Origin of the sequence: Pseudomonas sp. MH9.3 (genome assembly GCF_034354675.1) — a bacterium.
Taxonomy (GTDB): Bacteria; Pseudomonadota; Gammaproteobacteria; order Pseudomonadales; family Pseudomonadaceae; genus Aquipseudomonas.
Genome location: NZ_CP133785.1, coordinates 4,682,283 through 4,700,643 on the forward strand (window position 1 = coordinate 4,682,283; position 18,361 = coordinate 4,700,643).

Here is an 18,361-nt window from a genome sequence, read left to right on the forward strand (position 1 = left end):
CTGCATTCACAGTTCAACATGTGGGAGCGGGCTTGCCCGCGAAGGCGGCCTACCAGACGCCACCGCGCCGCATGGCTTATCATTGACCTTCTGACGACGCTCAAAGGTTCTCCCCGGCATGCTGGCTATCTTCCTCACCACCCTTACCATCACCGCGCCGGTGTTTGCCATGCTGTTTCTCGGTGTGTTGCTCAAGCGCATCAACTGGATCAACGACAACTTTATCCATACCGCTTCCTCCCTGGTGTTCAACGTCACCATGCCGGCGCTGCTGTTTCTCGGCATCCTGCACGCCGACCTGCATGCGGCGCTCCAACCGGGCTTGCTGATCTATTTTGCGGTCGCCACCGTGCTGAGTTTTGCCGTGGCCTGGGGCTGGGCGATTTTTCGCTGCAAGCCGGCAGACCGGGGTATCTATGCCCAAGGCGCGTTTCGCGGCAACAACGGGGTGATCGGCCTGGCGCTGGCCGCCAGCATGTACGGCGACTACGGCATCTCCCTGGGCGCCGTCCTCGCGGCGCTGGTGATCCTGCTCTACAACACGCTGTCGACCATCGTGCTGGCGGTGTACAGCCCGGTGATCAAGTCCGACCCGTGGAGCATCTGCAAGAGTGTGCTGGCCAATCCGCTGATCATCAGCGTGTTCGTCGCCGCGCCGTTCGCCTACTTCCAGCTCGGCGTGCCCGGTTGGCTGGAAAAGTCCATGCAGTACCTGGCCGACACCACGCTGCCGTTGGCGCTGATCTGCATCGGTGGCACCTTGTCCCTGGCGGCGCTGCGCAAGAGTGGCAACATGGCGCTCAGTGCGAGCCTGATGAAGATGGTCTGGCTGCCGATCGTCGCCACCCTGGGGGCCTGGCTGCTGGGCTTTCGCGGGCCCGAACTGGGGATTCTGTTTCTGTACTTCGGTGCGCCCACCGCCGCAGCCAGTTATGTGATGGCCCGCGCGGCCGAGGGTAATCATGAGCTGGCGGCGGCGATTATCGTGATCACCACGCTGATGGCGGCGGTGACCACCAATATCGGGATTTTCGTGTTGCAGGCGGGTGGGTGGATCTAAGGTTGCGGTGGGCTTGCCTGCGATAGCTATCTGAAGATCACCGCTGCTCTGCCTGATACACCTCAATCACCTCCTGCGCCGCCCGGAATGCATCAATCGCCGCCGGCACCCCCGCATACACCGCGCAATGCAGCAGCGCCTCGCGAATCTCTTCCACCGTACAGCCATTGTTCAACGCCCCGCGCACGTGGCCCTTGAGTTCCTGCGGGCACTTGAGCGCGGTGAGGGCGGCGAGGGTAATCAGGCTGCGGGTCTTGAGCGGTAACCCCTCGCGGTTCCATACACTGCCCCAGGCATGGTCGTTGACGAAGTCCTGCAACGGCTGGGTGAATTCAGTGGCATTGCCCAGGGCGCGGTCGACGAACACATCGCCCATCACCTGGCGACGCATGGCTACGCCGGGTTTCTTCTGATCGGTCATTGCGGTTCCCTCTTGTGTTGGCGGCGCCAGGCGCGCAGCGTGCTGAACAACAGAAAAGCCACCAGCGCCGGCAGGACGTAATACAGCATCAGGTGTTCAAGCTTGCCGGCCAGGGGCATGCCCGTAGTAAACGCCATCACATGCAGCCCATACGCCAGGTACAGGCCCAGCATCACCAGGCCTTCGGCGCGGGTCACGCGGTAGCCGCTGTAGAACACTGGCAGGCACAGCACCACCACGCCGAGCATCACCGGCAGGTCGAAGTCCACGGCATTGGGCGACACCGACAGTGGCGTCGGCGCGAGCAGGGCGGTGAGCCCCAGCACCCCGAGCAGGTTGAACAGGTTGCTGCCGATCACGTTGCCTACGGCAATCTCGCGCTCGCCGCGCAGGGCGGCAATCAGTGACGTCGCCAGGCACGGCAGGGAAGTGCCGACGCCGATCAGCGTCAGCCCGACGATACGCTCCGACAGGCCCAGGTCGCTCGCCACGTCCACTGCCGCGCCAAGCAGCAGGTGCCCGGCCAGTACCAGCACCAGCAGCCCGCCAACGATGCGTATCACACTGCTCAGCCATGGCGCCCGGGCCACCGTGTCGAGAGTGCGCGGGCGCCGTGAATGGCGCGTCTGGTAATGCAGCACGCCGAGGTAGGCCAGCAGCGCGATCAGCAATAGCAGGCCGTCGAGGGGTGTCAGTTCCTCATTGGCCGCCAGGGTAAACACCAGCAGCGCGGCGATGATCATCACTGGGATGTCCAGGCGTACCAACTGGCGCGACACCCGCAGCGGAATGATCAGGGCCGCGAGGCCCAGGGTGACGAGGACGTTGAAGATGCTGCTGCCGATAACGCTGCCCACGGCGATATCGGTATTGCCAGCGAGGGTGGCCTGCAGGCTGACGGTCATCTGCGGCGCGCTGCTGCCGAAGGCGACGATGGTCAGGCCGATGATCAGCGGTCGCACCTTGAGGCTGGCGGCCAGGCGCACGGCGGCGCGCACCAGGACTTCGGCGCCGACGATCAGCAGTAGCAGGCCGCTGAACAGTTCGAGCAGGCTCCAGGGCGAGAGGGCTTTTAGTGCGAAAATGGCCTGTGCTCCTTCTTCAGTTGCTCATGGCCTGCACGCGAACCCGCGCAGTGCCGCGGCTCAGCATGCCCAATTGTGCGGCCGCCTGGCGTGAAAGGTCGATCAGGCGCCCACGTGAATGCGGACCGCGATCATTGATGCGCACGATCACGGAGCGGTTATTGTCGAGATTGGTCACCTTGACCTGCGTGCCGAAGGGCAGGCGCCGATGGGCGGCAGTCAGGGCGTTCTGGTTGAAGGGTTCACCGCTGGCGGTGCGGTTGCCATGGTGTTTGGCGCCGTAATAGGAGGCGGTGCCGGTTTCGTCGTAGCCATTGGGGTCGATGAGACCGCTGGCGCAACCGCCCAGCAGGGAAGACAGGGCCAGGAGACCGAGTAGACGCTTCATGTTCGACGTTACCCCCGTATCAACTGTGGAAGAAGAGGGCTGATGTGGGAGGGGCTTGCTCCCGATAGCGGTGTGTCAGACACAGGTGTGCAAGCTGATACACCGCTATCGGGAGCAAGCCCCCTCCCACATGGGGCCGATTCCACAAAGGGTCCGGGTGGGGTGTGAAATCCCGCCCGGCCCCGTCACCGCTATCAGCCTTCGAGCTTGCTTTTGAGCAGCTCGTTCACCTGTTGCGGGTTGGCCTTGCCTTTTGACGCTTTCATCGCCTGGCCGACAAAGAAGCCGAACATCTTGCCGCGCTTGGCTTCATCGGCCGCGCGGTATTGTTCGACCTGTTCGGCATTGGCCGCGAGCATTTCATCGAGCACGGCGGAGATGGCGCCGCTGTCGGTGACTTGCTTGAGGCCGCGCTTCTCGATGATCTCGTCAGCGTTGCCTTCGCCTGCCGCCATCGCTTCGAACACCGTCTTGGCAATCTTGCCGGAGATGGTGTTGTCCTTGATGCGCAGCAGCATGCCGCCCAGTTGCGCGGCCGAGACCGGCGCTTCGTCGATTTCCAGGCCTTGTTTGTTCAGCAGGCTGCCCAGCTCGACCATGACCCAGTTGGCCGCAAGCTTGGCGTCACCGGCAATGCTCACGACCTTTTCAAAGTAGTCGGCCTGCTCGCGGCTCGACGCCAGCACGCTGGCATCGTAGACCGACAGGCCGAACTGCGCCTGGAAGCGCTCGCGTTTTTGCGGTGGCAATTCCGGCAGGGTGGCGCGGATGTCGTTGAGGAACGAATCCTCAAGCACTACCGGCAACAGGTCCGGGTCGGGGAAGTAACGGTAGTCGTTGGCTTCCTCCTTGCTGCGCATGGCGCGGGTCTCGTCTTTGTTCGGGTCGTACAGGCGGGTCTGCTGGATGACCTTGCCGCCGTCCTCGATCAGTTCGATCTGGCGACGCACTTCGGTGTTGATCGCCTTTTCGATGAAGCGGAACGAGTTGACGTTCTTGATCTCGCAGCGTGTGCCGTACTCGGTCTGGCCTTTTGGCCGCACCGACACGTTGCAGTCGCAACGCAGGGAGCCTTCGGCCATGTTGCCGTCGCAGATGCCGAGGTAACGCACCAGCGCGTGGATCGTCTTGACGTAGGCCACGGCTTCCTTGGCGCTGCGCATGTCCGGCTCGGAGACGATTTCCAGCAGCGGCGTGCCAGCGCGGTTCAGGTCGATGCCGGTGGCGCCGTTGAATTCTTCATGCAGGCTCTTGCCGGCATCTTCTTCCAGGTGCGCACGGGTCACGCCGACGCGCTTGATGGTGCCGTCTTCCAGCGGGATGTCCAGGTAGCCCTTGCCGACGATCGGCAATTCCATCTGGCTGATCTGATAGCCCTTGGGCAGGTCCGGGTAGAAGTAGTTCTTGCGCGCGAACACGTTGTGCTGGCCGATTTCGGCGTCAATCGCCAGGCCGAACATTACCGCCATGCGCACCGCTTCCTGGTTCAGCACTGGCAGCACGCCGGGCATGCCCAGGTCGACGAGGCTGGCCTGGGTGTTGGGCCCTGCGCCGAACGTGGTGGCGCTGCCGGAGAAAATCTTCGATTGGGTGGCGAGCTGGGTATGAATCTCCAGCCCGATCACGACTTCCCATTGCATAGTGTTCTCCTCAGAAGCCGGTTGGGGTGCGAGTGTGCCAGTCAGTGTTCAACTGGTACTGGTGCGCCACATTGAGCAGGCGGCCTTCCTGGAAATACGGCGCGAGCAATTGCACGCCCACCGGCAGACCGTCAACGAAACCGGCCGGCATGGACAAGCCCGGCAGGCCTGCGAGGTTGGCGGTGATGGTGTAGAGGTCTTCGAGGTACTCGGCAATCGGATCGCCGGTCTTGGCACCGATCTTCCACGCCGGGTTCGGCGTGGTTGGGCCGAGGATCACGTCGACTTCTTCAAAGGCCGCCATGAAGTCGTTCTTGATCAGGCGACGGATTTTTTGCGCCTTGAGGTAGTACGCGTCGTAGTAGCCGGCCGACAGCGCGTAGGCGCCGACCATGATGCGCCGCTGTACTTCGGCGCCGAAGCCTTCGCCACGGGAACGTTTGTACAAATCGGAAAGATCTTTGGGGTTTTCGCAGCGGTAGCCGAAGCGCACGCCGTCGAAGCGCGACAGGTTGGAGGACGCTTCGGCCGGCGCGATCACGTAGTAGGCGGGAATCGCATGCTGGTTGTTCGGCAGGCTGATTTCCTTGATCACGGCACCGAGGCCTTCCAGCGTCTTGACGCTGTTGTGCACAAGATCGGCGATACGCGGGTCGAGGCCGGCGCTGAAGTATTCCTTCGGCACGCCGATGCGCAGGCCCTTGAGCGAGGTGTTGAGGCTGGCGCTGTAGTCCGGCACCGGTTCATCGATGCTGGTGGAGTCTTGTGCATCGAAGCCGGCCATACCTTGCAACAATATTGCGCAGTCTTCTGCAGTGCGGGCCAACGGGCCGCCCTGATCGAGACTCGACGCGTAGGCGATCATGCCCCAGCGCGACACGCGACCGTAGGTCGGCTTCAGGCCGGTAAGGTTGGTGAAGGCGGCGGGCTGGCGGATCGAACCGCCGGTGTCGGTGGCCGTGGCGGCCGGCAGCAGGCGCGCGGCAACGGCAGCGGCCGAACCACCGGACGAGCCGCCGGGCACGTGTTCCAGGTTCCACGGGTTTTTCACTGCCCCGTAGTAGCTCGACTCGTTGGCCGAACCCATGGCGAATTCGTCCATGTTGGTCTTGCCCAGGGTCACGGCCCCGGCGGCGGCGAGTTTGGACACCACAGTGGCGTCGTAGGGGGCTTTAAAGTTGTCGAGCATCTTCGAGCCGCAACTGGTGCGTATGCCCTGGGTGCAGAACAGGTCTTTGTGGGCGATTGGAGCGCCCAGCAGTGCGCCGTTTTCACCGTTGGCGCGACGCACGTCGGCAGCCTTGGCCTGGCTCAGGGCCAGTTCCTCGGTGAGGCTGATGAAGCTGTTGACCTTGGGGTCGAGCTCGGCGATGCGCGCCAGCAGGGTTTTGGTCAATTCTTCAGAAGAAAACTTTTTTTCGGCGAGACCGCGGGCGATCTCGGCCAGAGTCATGTGATGCATGAAAGGCTCTTTCCCTTTAGTCGATGACTTTCGGAACCAGATACAGGCCGTTTTCGACCGCTGGCGCGATGGACTGGTAGGCCTCGCGATTATCGCGTTCGGTCACGACGTCTGCGCGCAGGCGCTGGCTGGCTTCCAGCGGGTGAGCCAGGGGCTCGATGCCGTCGGTATTGACGGCCTGCATCTGGTCGACCAGCCCGAGAATGCTGTTCAGGGCTGCGGTGGTCTGTGGAAGATCGGCGTCATTCAGGCCAAGCGAGGCCAGATGCGCGATTTTTTCCACGTCGGAGCGTTCAAGCGCCATGGGTTTCTCCAGTGGAAAACAGAACGGAGGGCATCCGTGTGTTAGATTGTCGGAACACTACCGCATTTCTACGGTCATAAGGCCGCGATTGTGGGGGTTGGTGCACAGAAAGTCGGCCAATTTAGCACATTGGCGCCTTGCCCAAAATCCCTGTCGTTGTTAGAGTTTGCCGCACTTTTTTACCCACGCGTTGCCTAGGGTCCTTTCCCCATGTTCAAGAAACTGCGTGGCATGTTTTCCAGCGATCTTTCCATTGACCTGGGCACTGCCAACACCCTTATTTACGTGCGCGAGCGCGGTATCGTTCTGAATGAGCCATCAGTTGTGGCCATTCGGACCCATGGTAATCAGAAAAGTGTCGTTGCCGTCGGCACCGAGGCCAAGCGCATGCTCGGCCGAACACCTGGCAATATTGCTGCCATTCGTCCGATGAAGGACGGCGTGATTGCCGACTTCAGCGTCTGCGAGAAGATGCTGCAGTACTTCATCAACAAGGTTCACGAAAACAGTTTCCTGCAGCCCAGCCCTCGTGTGCTGATCTGCGTTCCGTGCAAATCCACGCAGGTGGAGCGTCGTGCCATCCGTGAATCGGCCCTGGGTGCCGGCGCCCGCGAAGTGTTCCTGATCGAAGAGCCGATGGCCGCTGCAATCGGTGCCGGCCTGCCGGTGGAGGAAGCGCGCGGTTCGATGGTGGTGGATATCGGTGGCGGTACCACCGAAATCGCCCTCATCTCCCTGAACGGTGTGGTATATGCCGAATCCGTGCGCGTGGGCGGCGACCGCTTCGACGAAGCGATCATCACTTATGTGCGTCGTAACTACGGCAGCCTGATCGGCGAATCCACCGCCGAGCGTATCAAGCAGGAAATCGGTACGGCCTACCCAGGCGGCGAAGTGCGCGAAGTCGATGTTCGCGGTCGCAACCTGGCCGAAGGCGTGCCACGTGCCTTCACCCTGAACTCCAATGAAGTGCTGGAAGCTCTGCAAGAGTCCCTGGCCACCATCGTTCAGGCAGTGAAAAGTGCGCTGGAGCAATCGCCACCGGAGCTGGCTTCCGATATCGCCGAGCGCGGCCTGGTACTGACCGGTGGTGGCGCCTTGCTGCGTGACCTCGACAAGCTGCTGGCCCAGGAAACCGGCCTGCCGGTGATCGTCGCCGAAGACCCGCTGACCTGCGTTGCCCGTGGCGGTGGTCGTGCACTGGAAATGATGGATAAACACACCATGGACCTGCTCTCCAGCGAATAAGATCGGCTGGTTGCGCCATGCTTCGCCCGCAGGCAGCACTTTGCAGTGCTGCCTGTCGGCGTTTATCTTCTTCAATCTGCATCCAGGCCGGTTTGATGCCGTATGAATAAAGAGAACATTTGCCCGGGAGGAGCGGCCTATTAAACCGCTTTTCGCCAAAGGCCCCTCATTGGGCGTGCGCTTGCTGGTGCTGGTCGTGCTTTCGGTCGCGCTGATGGTGGTCGACGCCCGCTTTGCGCTGCTCAAGCCCGTGCGCAGTCAAATGTCGCTGGTGTTGATGCAGACCTACTGGATCACCGACCTGCCGCAACGGCTTTATCAGGGTGTGGCAAGCCAGTTCGGCAGCCGCACCGAGCTTGTCGCCGAAAACGAAAAACTCAAGACTGAAAACCTGCTGCTGCAGGGACGCATGCAAAAGCTGGCGGCCCTCACCGAGCAGAACGTTCGGCTGCGCGAGTTGCTCAATTCTTCCGCGTTGGTCAACGAGAAGGTCGAAGTGGCCGAGCTGATCGGCATGGACCCCAACCCCTTCACCCATCGCATCATCATCAACAAGGGTGAGCGCGACGGTGTGGTGCTCGGCCAGCCGGTGCTCGATGCCCGTGGCCTGATGGGGCAGGTGGTCGAGTTGATGCCCTACACCTCCCGCGTCCTGTTGCTCACCGACACCACCCACAGTATTCCGGTGCAGGTCAACCGCAACGGCCTGCGTGCGATTGCCAGCGGCACCGGCAATCCCGAGCGCCTGGAGTTGCGTCACGTGGCTGACACCGCCGATATCAAGGAGGGCGACCTGCTGGTCAGCTCCGGTCTTGGCCAGCGGTTCCCGGCGGGTTACCCGGTGGCGACGGTCAAGGAAGTGATCCACGATTCCGGTCAGCCGTTCGCCATTGTGCGTGCCGTGCCGACTGCCGCCCTGAACCGCAGCCGTTACCTGCTGCTGGTGTTCAGCGATAACCGCACCCCGGAAGAGCGCGCCAACGATGCCGCGCAGGCCCAGGAAGCGGAAGACAAGCGCAACGGCACCCTGCCGGTCACGCCCGCCATCGTGCCCAAACCGGCCTTTGTAGGGCCACCGGCGCCGGCAAATCTTCCTGCAGCGGCGCCTGTGGCGACACCCGCCAAGCCCGCCACGCACAGCACTCGTCCGGCCAAACCGGCAGCCAGCACCACGCCTGCCGCGAAGCCGCCTGCCGGCGCTGCGACCACTACGCGACAGAGGGAGGAATAATGGCCAGTACTCATTCGCGCAATGGTTGGGTGGTGTGGCTGACGTTCGCCGTCGGCTTGCTGCTCAGCGTATCGCCGCTGCCGCAGTTCATGGAGATCCTGCGCCCGTTGTGGCTGGCCTTGCTGATGGCGTTCTGGGCGTTGCACCTGCCGCACAGGGTGGGCATGGTCACTGCGATGTTCCTGGGCTTGGCGGAAGATGTGCTCTATGGCACCTTGCTTGGCCAGAACGCGCTGATCCTGACCCTGATTACTTTTCTGGTGCTGTCGTTGCAGCAGCGTTTGCGCATGTTCCCGATGTGGCAGCAGTGCCTGGTGATCCTGGTGATCTTCGGCCTGGCGCAGTTGGTGCAACTCTGGCTCAGCGCCTTGACCGGCAACCGCCAGCCAACGCTGGCGCTGGTATTGCCGGCCCTGGTCAGTGCGCTGTTGTGGCCCTGGGTCAGTTTTGGCCTGCGTGGTCTGCGTCGCCGCTACAAAATCAATTGAATGGATTGCGAGGCTCTGCCTGGTTATCGAACCCCACAGGGAGAGTCTGCAATGAATTCGCTTTATCTGGCCTCGGGTTCTCCCCGGCGGCGTGAACTGCTGACCCAGATCGGTGTGCCCTTCACTGTGGTCAGCGCCGCCATTGACGAAACACCTCTTACCAATGAATCACCCGTTTCCTACGTCGAGCGTCTTGCGCGCGGCAAGGCAACGGCGGGTTTCGCCGTGCTTGAAACACCCTTCAATGCCTGTGTGCTGGGGGCTGACACGGCGGTGATTGTCGATGGCCGGATTCTCGGCAAACCCGTGGACCAGGCCGATGCCCTGGCGATGTTGATGGCCCTCGCGGGAAATGAACACGAGGTGCTGACCGCCGTTGCCCTGACGGAGGGTCAGCGCTGCGAAACCCTATGCGTCAGCAGCCGTGTACGTTTTCGCGAGATTGGCGTCGAAGAGGCGACCGCCTACTGGCACAGTGGCGAACCCCGGGACAAGGCGGGTGGCTATGCTATCCAGGGGCTGGGGTCGGTGTTTGTTGCCGGGCTCAATGGCAGCTATTCCGCCGTGGTCGGGCTGCCGGTGTGCGAAACCGCGCAACTGCTTAGCCGATTCGGCATACCCTGTTGGCAAAACCTTACCGTGCGCTGAACGCCGTATTACAGCGCCAAGCCTTGAGCGATCGGTCACTATTGTGAAAACGCCAGAACGAGACCCAGCCATGAGTGAAGAGATTCTGATCAATATCACGCCGATGGAATCGCGCGTGGCAGTGGTAGAGAACGGTGTTCTGCAAGAAGTGCATGTCGAGCGCACCCAGAAGCGCGGGATCGTCGGCAACATCTATAAAGGCAAGGTGGTGCGCGTGCTGCCGGGGATGCAGGCGGCGTTTATCGACATCGGCCTGGACCGTGCGGCATTTATTCACGCGTCGGAGATCTCTCTGCGCGAAGGGCCCGCGGTGGAGAGCATCAGTGCCCTGGTGCATGAAGGGCAGAGCCTGGTGGTGCAAGTCACCAAGGACCCCATCGGCTCCAAAGGCGCGCGGCTGACGACACAGCTGTCGATTCCTTCGCGTTATCTGGTGTACATGCCGCGTACCGCCCATGTCGGCATTTCCTTGAAGATCGAAGACGAAGGCGAGCGCGAACGCCTGAAAAAAGTGGTCAGCGACTGCGTGGCGGCCGAAGGCATCAAGGAAGCCGGCGGCTTCATCCTGCGCACCGCCGCCGAGGGCGCCGGTGCCGATGAAATCCTCATGGACATCCGCTACCTGCGGCGTCTGTGGGACCAGATCGGCGAGCAGATCAAGACCATTGGCGCGCCCAGCGTCATCTATGAAGATCTCGGCCTGGCGCTGCGTACCCTGCGCGACCTGGTCAGCCCGAAAATCGAAAAAATTCGCATCGACTCGCGCGAAACCTTCCAGCGCACCACCCAATTTGTCGCCGAACTGATGCCGGAAATTGCCGACCGCCTGGAGCATTACCCTGGCGAGCGGCCAATCTTCGACCTGTATGGCGTCGAAGACGAGATCCAGAAAGCCCTTGAGCGCAAGGTGCCGCTCAAGTCCGGCGGCTATCTGGTGGTGGACCCGGCGGAAGCCATGACCACCATCGACGTCAACACGGGGGCATTTGTCGGCCATCGCAACCTGGAAGAGACCATCTTCAAGACCAACCTTGAAGCGGCCACCGCGATTGCCCGCCAACTGCGCCTGCGCAACCTGGGCGGGATCATCATCATCGACTTCATCGACATGGAAGATGAAGAGCACCAACGCCAGGTGTTGCGCACCCTTGAGAAGCAATTGGAGCGTGATCACGCCAAGACCAATATCATCGGCATCACCGTGCTGGGCCTGGTGCAGATGACCCGCAAACGCACCCGCGAAAGTCTCGAACAGGTGTTGTGCGAACCCTGCAGCAGTTGCCAGGGGCGCGGAAAATTGAAAACCCCGGAAACGGTTTGCTACGAGATTTTCCGGGAAATCCTGCGCGAGGCACGGGCCTACCAGGCTGAAGGTTATAGAGTGCTGGCTAACCAGAAAGTGGTCGATCGGCTGCTGGACGAAGAGTCCGGCAACGTCGCTGAGCTGGAGGTGTTTATCGGGCGCACGATTCGCTTCCAGGTCGAAACCATGTATTCCCAGGAACAATACGACGTGGTGCTGCTCTGATCCCCAATCGCTTGTTTTCTTCGAGCCCGGCAGACCTTGATCTGCCGTCCGCCCACCGAGTTGAGGGTCGCCTGACATGGAGCGTCTGATACGCTTTTTTGCCGCTTTGACCCGCTGGGGCCTGGGCCTGTGCGCGCTGCTGCTGGTCTTGGCGGCGGTGTACGTGAGCCTGGGGCGTGAATTGACCCCGTTGGTGGCTGAATACCGTGCCGAGATCGAGGCCAAGGCCCAGTCGGCGGTGGGCATGCCCCTGCGTATCGGCAGCCTGGAAGGGCGCTGGAGCGGCTTTGCTCCCGTGTTGCTGGCTCACGATGTGATGGTCGGCGAGGGCAACAGCGCCTTGCGCCTGGACCAGGTCGAAGTGGTGCCGGATATCTGGGCCAGCCTGATTGCCCGTGAAGTGCGCCTTGCCCACCTGCAAGTCAGCGGCCTGCAATTGAGCGTCAAGGAAGACAAGGATGGCCACTGGGCCCTGCAGGGCTTGCCGCTGCCGGATGACCAGCCGCTGGACCCGCAGCAGTTGCTCGAGCGCATGCAGCGGGTCAAGCGGGTGTCGGTGCTCGACAGCCAGGTCACCCTGCAACCCTTCGATCAGGCGCCGGCGACCCTCACCTACGTTGGCCTGAGCCTGCACACCGGCACCGATCGCCAACGCCTGGATGCGCGCCTGACCCTTCCCGATGGCCAGCCGCTGGCCCTCAACCTGCGCACGCGCATCCGTGCCAGCCAATGGCAGGACGGCGAAGTCCAGGCTTACCTGAGCCTGCCCCAGAGCGATTGGGCCAAGTGGATTCCCGCCCGCCTCACTCAGCAATGGACACTCAGCGAGTTCAAGTCCGGCGGAGAATTTTGGCTGACCTGGGCCAAGGGCACCGTGCAAAGCGCTGCGGCGCGTCTCAACGCTCCCGAGATAAAAGGCAGTTATGCCGGGCGCAAGCCGGTGCATATCGAGAATTTTGCCCTGACGGCGTACCTGCAGCGCAGTGACACAGGCCTTAAGGTGCTGTTTGATTCGCTGGCGATGAACCTCGGCGACAACCGCTGGGAATCGCGCCTGCAATTGCAGCAGGCGCTGGCGACCGACAAGGCTCCGGAAACCTGGAAGTTGCAGGCCGATCGCGTGGACCTGACCCCGATTACTCCCCTGTTGAATGCCCTGGCGCCGCTGCCTGAAGGCTTCGCCAAAACCATCGCACACCTCAAGGCCACCGGCCTGCTGCGCAATGTGCTGGTGGATTTCCGCCCGGAGGACAGCACCGACCAAAAACTCAGCTTCGCCGCCAATCTTGAGCGCGTGGGTTTCGATGCCTATTCCGGCGCGCCGGCGGCGCGCAACGTGTCCGGCAGCATCAGCGGCGACCTGGGCCAGGGCGAGTTGCGCATGGACAGCAAGGATTTTTCCCTGCACCTGGACCCGATCTTCGCCAAGCCCTGGCAATACATCCAGGCCAATGCGCGGCTGACCTGGAAGCTGGATAAACAAGGCTTCACCCTGATCGCCCCGTATATCAAGGTGCTGGGCGAAGAGGGCAAGGTGGCCGCCGACTTCCTGATTCGCCTGCATTTCGATCATAGCCAGGAAGACTACATGGACCTGCGGGTGGGCATGGTCGATGGCGATGGGCGCTTTACGCCCAAGTACTTGCCGGCGGTGCTGAGCCCGGCTCTGGATGAGTGGCTGCGCACTGCGATTCTCAAAGGCGCGGTCGACCAGGGTTTCTTCCAGTATCAGGGGTCGTTGAACCATAACGCGTTGCCGGCTTCGCGCAACATCAGTCTGTTCTTCAAGGTGCATGACGCCGAGCTGGCGTTCCAGCCGGGCTGGCCTCATGTGAGCAAGGTCAACGGCGAAGTGTTCGTCGAGGAAAGCGGCGTGCGCATTCTGGCCAGCAAGGGCCAGTTGCTCGACACAAAGGTCAAGGACGTCTACGTCAATATTCCCCATGCCCCTGCGGGCAAGGACAGCCACCTGCTGTTGACCGGTGGTTTTTCCGGCGGCCTGGGCGATGGCCTGAAAATTTTGCAGGAAGCGCCGATTGGTACGGCGTCGACCTTTGCCGGATGGAAAGGCGAGGGCGATCTGCAAGGCAAGCTGGACCTGGATGTGCCGCTGGCCAAAGGCACCGAGCCGAAGATCGTGGTGGACTTCCAGACCGACAAGGCCCGCCTGCAGTTGGCCGATCCGACCCTGGACCTCAACCAACTGACGGGGAATTTCCGTTTCGACAGTGCCAAGGGCTTGAGCGGCGATCAAATCAGCGCCCAGGCGTTCGATCGGCCCATCAGCGCGCAGATCTTCGCCGAAGGCAGGCCGGGTGCTATCAGCACCCGCGTGGTCGCCAAGGGTCAGGTCACGGTCAAGCGGCTGACTGACTGGCTGAACGTTACCCAGCCGCTGCCCGTATCCGGCGATATCCCCTACCAGTTACAAGTCATCCTTAATGGCGCAGACAGTCAGTTGATGGTCAATTCCGACCTCAAGGGTGTGGCGGTGGATCTGCCGGCGCCGTTTGGCATGCCAGCGAGCCAGGGCCGAGACAGCACGTTCCGCATGACCCTGCAGGGCGCCGAACGGCGTTACTGGTTTGATTACGGGGAGCTGGCGAACTTCACCTTTGCCGCACCACCGGACAACTTCAATGAGGGGCGCGGCGAGTTGTTCCTCGGTGATGGCGATGCAGTGCTGCCGGGTGCGAAAGGCCTGCGCATTCGCGGCGTGCTGTCGGAGCTGGATATCGATCCGTGGAAGAAACTGGTTGGCCGTTACGCCGGTAATGACCCGGGTGGCAGCGCCAAGCAACTGCTCAGTGGCGCGGATTTCAAGGTCGGCAAGCTGACAGGCTTTGGCAAGCAGTTCGATCAGGTCAGCCTGCTGCTGGACCGCAAACCGGCGGCCTGGGGCCTGCAACTCGACAGCCAGCAGGCCAAAGGCTCGGTGAACCTGCCGGATGCGAAGGGCGCGCCCATCGCGATCAACCTGCAGTACGTAAAACTGCCTGCGGTTGACCCGACCGTGCAGGCGGATGAAAACGCGCCGGACCCGCTGGCCGACATCGACCCCAAGGACATTCCCGCGCTGGATATCAACATCGAGCAGTTGTTCCAGGGCCCGGACCTGATCGGTGCGTGGTCGCTGAAAATTCGGCCGACGGCCAAGGGCCTGGCCTTCAACAACCTGGACCTGGGCCTCAAGGGCTTGCAGCTCAAGGGCGCGGGCGGTTGGGAAGGCACGGCCGGCGACAGCAGCAGTTGGTACAAAGGGCGCCTGGACGGCAAGAATATTGCCGATGTGCTCAAGGGCTGGGGCTTTGCGCCTACCGTGACCAGTCAGGAGTTTCACCTCGATGTGGACGGCCGCTGGCCGGGTTCGCCGGCGTGGGTCGGGCCAAAGCGCTTCTCCGGCATGCTCGATGCCGATTTCCGCCAGGGGCAATTTGTCGAAGTCGAGGGCGGCGCCCAGGCGTTGCGCGTGTTTGGCCTGCTCAACTTCAACTCCATCGGTCGTCGCCTGCGGCTGGACTTCTCCGACCTGCTCGGCAAGGGCTTGAGCTATGACCGGGTCAAAGGCCTGCTGGCGGCCAGTGATGGCGTGTTTGTAACGCGAGAGCCGATCACCATGACCGGGCCTTCGACCAACCTTGAACTCAATGGCACCCTGGACCTGGTGGCCGACCGCGTGGATGCCAAGCTGCTGGTGACCCTGCCGGTGACCAACAACCTGCCGATTGCGGCACTGATTGTCGGCGCGCCAGCCATCGGTGGTGCGCTGTTTCTGATCGACAAGCTGATCGGTGACCGCGTTTCGCGCTTCGCCAGCGTGCAATACACCGTGCAAGGGCCGTGGAAGGATCCGAAGATTACCTTCGACAAGCCTTTCGAAAAGGCCAAGTGAGACTTGATGGAGTAGCCTGTGGCTATTCTTTTATGGAGTATCGGCCATGACGTTTGCGGTAATTCAGATGGTCAGCCAGAGCGACGTGCTGGCCAACCTGGCCGAGGCCCGGCGCCTGCTGGAGCAGGCCGCCCAGAGCGGTGCCCGGCTGGCGGTGCTGCCGGAAAACTTCGCCGCCATGGGCCGCCGCGACGTGGCCGATATCGGCCGAGCCGAAGCCTTGGGCGAAGGCCCGATCCTGCCATGGTTGAAACAGGCCGCCCGCGACCTCACCTTATGGATAGTGGCCGGCACATTGCCGTTGCCGCCCAGGGATCAGCCGAATGCCAAGTCCACTGCCTGCTCGCTGCTGATCGATGATCGCGGTGAGGTGGTTGCCCGTTACGACAAACTGCACCTGTTCGACGTCGACGTGGCGGATGCCCGGGGTCGCTATCGTGAATCCGACGACTATGCTTTTGGCAGCACTGTAATAGTGGCGGACACCCCCGTCGGGCGACTGGGCCTGACGGTGTGTTACGACCTGCGCTTCCCGGAGTTGTACAGCGAGTTGCGTGCGGCGGGCGCTGAGCTGATCAGCGCGCCCTCGGCCTTTACGGCGGTCACCGGCGCTGCGCATTGGGACGTGCTGATCCGCGCGCGGGCCATCGAAACCCAGTGCTATGTGCTGGCGGCGGCTCAGGGCGGCGTGCACCCGGGCCCAAGGGACACTCACGGACATGCCGCCATCGTTGACCCTTGGGGTCGCGTGCTGGCGCAACAGGACCAAGGCGAAGCGGTGTTGCTGGCCGCACGCGACAGCACGGAACAGGCGTCGATACGGGCGCGCATGCCGGTGGTGAATCACCGGCGCTTTTTCTCGCAGGGCGCGCAGCGACCTGCTTCAGAACGATGAATTTAAGGCCAAACCTATGAGCGAGTTGTTGTCCTCAGTCAGTGAACACCTCCTGGCACCCGGTGGCGTGACCATCGAAAGCTTGCAAACCGTGCTCGGTGACCTGGCCGGGCCAGGTATCGATGCGGCCGACCTGTATTTTCAGGGGCAGATTTCCGAGTCCTGGTCGCTGGAAGACGGCATCGTCAAGGAAGGCAGTTTCAACCTCGACCAGGGCGTGGGCGTGCGTGCGCAATCGGGCGAAAAGACCGGGTTTGCCTACAGCAACGCGATCACCCTCGAAGCGCTGGGCCAGGCTGCGCGTGCCGCGCGTTCGATCTCCCGCGCCGGCCAGAATGGCACAGTGCAGGCGTTCAGCACCCGGGATGTCGCCCAGTTGTACGGCCCGGATAACCCGCTCGAAGTGATCAGCCGTGCGGAAAAGGTCGAGCTGCTCAAGCGCATCGACGCCGCCACCCGTGCGCTGGACCCGCGAATCCAGCGAGTCACCGTAAGCATGGCCGGGGTGTGGGAGCGCATCCTGGTGGCGTCCACTGACGGCAGCCTGGCAGCGGATGTGCGCCCACTGGTGCGTTTCAATGTCAGCGTGATCGTCGAACAGAACGGCCGCCGCGAACGCGGAGGGCATGGCGGCGGCGGGCGCACCGACTACCGGTATTTCCTCGCTGACGACCGCGCCATGGGGTACGCCCGCGAAGCGCTGCGCCAAGCGCTGGTCAATCTGGAAGCCATTCCGGCGCCTGCGGGCACGTTGCCGGTGGTGCTGGGGTCCGGTTGGTCCGGCGTGCTGCTTCACGAAGCGGTGGGCCATGGCCTGGAAGGTGACTTCAACCGCAAGGGCAGTTCGGCCTATAGCGGGCGCATGGGCGAAATGGTTGCGTCCAAACTGTGCACGATTGTTGATGACGGCACGCTGGCCGGCCGTCGTGGCTCGTTGACGGTGGACGATGAAGGCACGCCGACCGAGTGCACCACCCTGATCGAGAACGGCGTGCTCAAGGGCTACATGCAGGACAAGCTCAATGCCCGCCTGATGGGCGTGGCGCGTACCGGTAACGGTCGTCGCGAGTCCTACGCTCACCTGCCGATGCCGCGCATGACCAACACCTACATGCTCGGCGGCGAAAGCGACCCGGCGGAAATCATTGCGTCGGTCAAGCGCGGGATCTATTGCGCCAACCTCGGCGGCGGCCAGGTTGATATCACCAGCGGCAAGTTCGTGTTTTCCACCAGCGAGGCGTACCTGATCGAAGACGGCAGGATTACTGCGCCGGTCAAAGGGGCGACCTTGATTGGCAACGGTCCGGAAGCGATGAGCAAGGTGTCGATGGTCGGTAATGACCTGTCGCTGGACAGCGGCGTGGGCACATGCGGCAAGGATGGGCAGTCGGTGCCGGTGGGTGTCGGCCAGCCAACGCTGAAGATTGATGCGATCACCGTGGGTGGCACGGGGTCGTAAGAGATGGAGCTTCGGGTGGCGCAGACCGCCACCCGGGGAAGAGGATCAGCGCAGGCCGCGTTGAGTCTCGTCCAGCTCACGGATGTACTTGAAGATTTTACGGCTGGTGGCTGGCGCCTTGTTATGCGCCTGCTCGTGCTGGGCCTGACGGATCAGGGAGCGCAGTTGCTGGCGGTCCGCGTCCGGGTAGTCCAGCACGAATTTCTCCAGCACGGCGTCATCGCCCGCAATCAGGCGGTCACGCCAACGTTCCAGGTTGTGGAAGCGTTCGTTGTACTGGCGAGTGGAGGCATCGGTTTGATCAAGCAGGGCCAGGATGGCGTCAATGTCCTGATCGCGCATCAATTTGCCGATAAACATGATGTGCCGTTTACGCGCGATATTCGCGCTGTGCTTGGGCGCATCGGCCAGCGCCCGGCGCATTTCGTCGGTCAGTGGCAGTTTGGCAATCAAATCTTTCTTGAGCGTTGTAAGGCGCTCGCCGAGGTCAACCAGCGCATGCAGCTCGCGTTTGACCTGGGTTTTGCTTTTCTCCCCATCGAGGGAGTCGTCGTAAGAATCAACCATGGTGGCAGTCCGCAAAGAAACGCCGCCATGATAACCAGTCGGGGG

General features: G+C 62.3%; 16 protein-coding genes. 9 read left to right on the plus strand and 7 right to left on the minus strand.

The window, feature by feature from the left end:
- Positions 1-118 precede the first annotated feature (118 nt).
- Positions 119-1,060, plus strand: a complete 942-nt coding sequence (locus RHM60_RS20750; RefSeq protein ID WP_209988603.1) for an AEC family transporter — start codon at positions 119-121, stop codon at positions 1,058-1,060.
- Positions 1,061-1,097: 37 nt separating this feature from the next.
- On the opposite strand, the gene RHM60_RS20755 is transcribed toward RHM60_RS20750, so the two are convergent.
- The 6 genes from RHM60_RS20755 to gatC all read right to left on the minus strand — a co-directional run bounded on the left by RHM60_RS20755 (position 1,098) and on the right by gatC (position 6,360).
- The gene (locus RHM60_RS20755) at positions 1,098-1,481 is read right to left on the minus strand and encodes a carboxymuconolactone decarboxylase family protein (protein WP_209988606.1); all 384 of its coding nucleotides are present in this window, start codon (positions 1,479-1,481) and stop codon (positions 1,098-1,100) included.
- On the minus strand, positions 1,478-2,524 hold the full coding sequence (locus RHM60_RS20760) for a calcium/sodium antiporter (protein WP_322214645.1): 1,047 nt from the start codon (positions 2,522-2,524) through the stop codon (positions 1,478-1,480). The genes RHM60_RS20755 and RHM60_RS20760 overlap by 4 nt, the downstream gene beginning before the upstream one ends.
- A 58-nt stretch (positions 2,525-2,582) precedes the next feature.
- Positions 2,583-2,954, minus strand: a complete 372-nt coding sequence (locus RHM60_RS20765; RefSeq protein WP_057006887.1) for a septal ring lytic transglycosylase RlpA family protein — start codon at positions 2,952-2,954, stop codon at positions 2,583-2,585.
- Positions 2,955-3,148: 194 nt separating this feature from the next.
- The gene (gatB, locus tag RHM60_RS20770; protein ID WP_322212655.1) at positions 3,149-4,594 is read right to left on the minus strand and encodes an Asp-tRNA(Asn)/Glu-tRNA(Gln) amidotransferase subunit GatB; all 1,446 of its coding nucleotides are present in this window, start codon (positions 4,592-4,594) and stop codon (positions 3,149-3,151) included.
- Positions 4,595-4,604: 10 nt separating this feature from the next.
- Positions 4,605-6,056, minus strand: coding sequence for an Asp-tRNA(Asn)/Glu-tRNA(Gln) amidotransferase subunit GatA (gene gatA / locus RHM60_RS20775; RefSeq protein ID WP_209988615.1), 1,452 nt, complete (start codon positions 6,054-6,056; stop codon positions 4,605-4,607).
- 16 nt (positions 6,057-6,072) lie between these two features.
- On the minus strand, positions 6,073-6,360 hold the full coding sequence (gene gatC, locus RHM60_RS20780; protein ID WP_057006884.1) for an Asp-tRNA(Asn)/Glu-tRNA(Gln) amidotransferase subunit GatC: 288 nt from the start codon (positions 6,358-6,360) through the stop codon (positions 6,073-6,075).
- A gap of 210 nt (positions 6,361-6,570) precedes the next feature.
- Here gatC and mreB point away from each other — a divergent pair, with 210 nt between their 5' ends.
- The 8 genes from mreB (at position 6,571) to tldD (ending at position 17,749) form a co-directional block, all read left to right on the plus strand.
- A complete protein-coding gene (gene mreB, locus RHM60_RS20785) occupies positions 6,571-7,608 on the plus strand; it encodes a rod shape-determining protein MreB (protein ID WP_002555108.1) in 1,038 nt (345 codons plus the stop codon).
- Positions 7,609-7,747: 139 nt separating this feature from the next.
- Positions 7,748-8,839, plus strand: coding sequence for a rod shape-determining protein MreC (mreC, locus tag RHM60_RS20790; RefSeq protein WP_209990667.1), 1,092 nt, complete (start codon positions 7,748-7,750; stop codon positions 8,837-8,839).
- Positions 8,839-9,327, plus strand: a complete 489-nt coding sequence (gene mreD / locus RHM60_RS20795; RefSeq protein WP_209988618.1) for a rod shape-determining protein MreD — start codon at positions 8,839-8,841, stop codon at positions 9,325-9,327. The genes mreC and mreD overlap by 1 nt, the downstream gene beginning before the upstream one ends.
- Positions 9,328-9,378: 51 nt before the next feature.
- Complete coding sequence (locus RHM60_RS20800) at positions 9,379-9,975, plus strand: Maf family protein (RefSeq protein ID WP_231422524.1); 597 nt, start codon at positions 9,379-9,381, stop codon at positions 9,973-9,975.
- Positions 9,976-10,045: 70 nt separating this feature from the next.
- On the plus strand, positions 10,046-11,503 hold the full coding sequence (gene rng, locus RHM60_RS20805; RefSeq protein ID WP_209988625.1) for a ribonuclease G: 1,458 nt from the start codon (positions 10,046-10,048) through the stop codon (positions 11,501-11,503).
- A 76-nt stretch (positions 11,504-11,579) separates the two neighbouring features.
- Positions 11,580-15,395 carry a YhdP family protein gene (locus tag RHM60_RS20810; protein WP_322212656.1) on the plus strand — a complete coding sequence of 1,272 codons (3,816 nt, stop codon included), beginning with the start codon at positions 11,580-11,582 and terminating at the stop codon, positions 15,393-15,395.
- A gap of 46 nt (positions 15,396-15,441) precedes the next feature.
- Positions 15,442-16,290 carry a carbon-nitrogen hydrolase family protein gene (locus tag RHM60_RS20815; protein WP_322212657.1) on the plus strand — a complete coding sequence of 283 codons (849 nt, stop codon included), beginning with the start codon at positions 15,442-15,444 and terminating at the stop codon, positions 16,288-16,290.
- Between the two features lie 16 nt (positions 16,291-16,306).
- On the plus strand, positions 16,307-17,749 hold the full coding sequence (tldD, locus tag RHM60_RS20820; RefSeq protein ID WP_322212658.1) for a metalloprotease TldD: 1,443 nt from the start codon (positions 16,307-16,309) through the stop codon (positions 17,747-17,749).
- Positions 17,750-17,794: 45 nt separating this feature from the next.
- On the opposite strand, the gene yjgA is transcribed toward tldD, so the two are convergent.
- The gene (gene yjgA / locus RHM60_RS20825; RefSeq protein WP_004372117.1) at positions 17,795-18,316 is read right to left on the minus strand and encodes a ribosome biogenesis factor YjgA; all 522 of its coding nucleotides are present in this window, start codon (positions 18,314-18,316) and stop codon (positions 17,795-17,797) included.
- Between the last annotated feature and the right edge of the window lie 45 nt (positions 18,317-18,361).

What these genes read in the sequence shown, in the direction of transcription:
- gatB (WP_322212655.1), bottom strand. Translation starts at nt 4,594, where the DNA reads ATGCAATGGGAAGTCGTGATCGGGCTGGAGATTCATACCCAGCTCGCC.
- RHM60_RS20815 (WP_322212657.1), top strand. Translation starts at nt 15,442, where the DNA reads ATGACGTTTGCGGTAATTCAGATGGTCAGCCAGAGCGACGTGCTGGCC.
- yjgA (WP_004372117.1), bottom strand. Translation starts at nt 18,316, where the DNA reads ATGGTTGATTCTTACGACGACTCCCTCGATGGGGAGAAAAGCAAAACC.
- mreD (WP_209988618.1), top strand. Translation starts at nt 8,839, where the DNA reads ATGGCCAGTACTCATTCGCGCAATGGTTGGGTGGTGTGGCTGACGTTC.
- RHM60_RS20755 (WP_209988606.1), bottom strand. Translation starts at nt 1,481, where the DNA reads ATGACCGATCAGAAGAAACCCGGCGTAGCCATGCGTCGCCAGGTGATG.
- tldD (WP_322212658.1), top strand. Translation starts at nt 16,307, where the DNA reads ATGAGCGAGTTGTTGTCCTCAGTCAGTGAACACCTCCTGGCACCCGGT.
- gatA (WP_209988615.1), bottom strand. Translation starts at nt 6,056, where the DNA reads ATGCATCACATGACTCTGGCCGAGATCGCCCGCGGTCTCGCCGAAAAA.
- gatC (WP_057006884.1), bottom strand. Translation starts at nt 6,360, where the DNA reads ATGGCGCTTGAACGCTCCGACGTGGAAAAAATCGCGCATCTGGCCTCG.
- RHM60_RS20810 (WP_322212656.1), top strand. Translation starts at nt 11,580, where the DNA reads ATGGAGCGTCTGATACGCTTTTTTGCCGCTTTGACCCGCTGGGGCCTG.
- mreB (WP_002555108.1), top strand. Translation starts at nt 6,571, where the DNA reads ATGTTCAAGAAACTGCGTGGCATGTTTTCCAGCGATCTTTCCATTGAC.
- RHM60_RS20765 (WP_057006887.1), bottom strand. Translation starts at nt 2,954, where the DNA reads ATGAAGCGTCTACTCGGTCTCCTGGCCCTGTCTTCCCTGCTGGGCGGT.
- RHM60_RS20750 (WP_209988603.1), top strand. Translation starts at nt 119, where the DNA reads ATGCTGGCTATCTTCCTCACCACCCTTACCATCACCGCGCCGGTGTTT.
- RHM60_RS20800 (WP_231422524.1), top strand. Translation starts at nt 9,379, where the DNA reads ATGAATTCGCTTTATCTGGCCTCGGGTTCTCCCCGGCGGCGTGAACTG.
- rng (WP_209988625.1), top strand. Translation starts at nt 10,046, where the DNA reads ATGAGTGAAGAGATTCTGATCAATATCACGCCGATGGAATCGCGCGTG.